A 250-nucleotide genomic window follows, 5' to 3' on the forward strand; every position below is an offset into this window, starting at 1 on the left:
ACCTTCTGCCGCATCAAGGATTTCCGCGGCATCGCAACACGATACGACAAGACCGCTCGCAACTTCCTCGCCGCCGTCTGCCTCGTCTCCGCCATCACTTATTGGGCTTGATTGAGTCCAGACCCTAGGTTGGGGACTCATTTGCTCCATTCGGTGACGGCAGTGACGAGGGCGAGTGCGGCGAGGAAGTTTCGGGCGAGGCGGTCGTAGCGCGTGGCGATGCGTCGCCAGTTCTTGAGCCTGCAAATGA

The 250-nt window shown here is 60.0% G+C and carries 2 pseudogenes; one reads left to right on the forward strand and one right to left on the reverse strand.

Features of this window, described 5'->3' with window-relative positions:
• Window positions 1-111: pseudogene (locus ACI6QG_RS19705) on the forward strand (IS5/IS1182 family transposase); the annotation flags it as partial.
• A 26-nt stretch (window positions 112-137) separates the two neighbouring features.
• Here ACI6QG_RS19705 and ACI6QG_RS19710 read toward each other — a convergent pair.
• Window positions 138-250: pseudogene (locus ACI6QG_RS19710) on the reverse strand (IS5/IS1182 family transposase); the annotation flags it as partial.

This window comes from Sabulicella flocculans (assembly GCF_045449635.1).
In the GTDB taxonomy this organism is placed as follows: Bacteria; Pseudomonadota; Alphaproteobacteria; order Acetobacterales; family Acetobacteraceae; genus Roseococcus.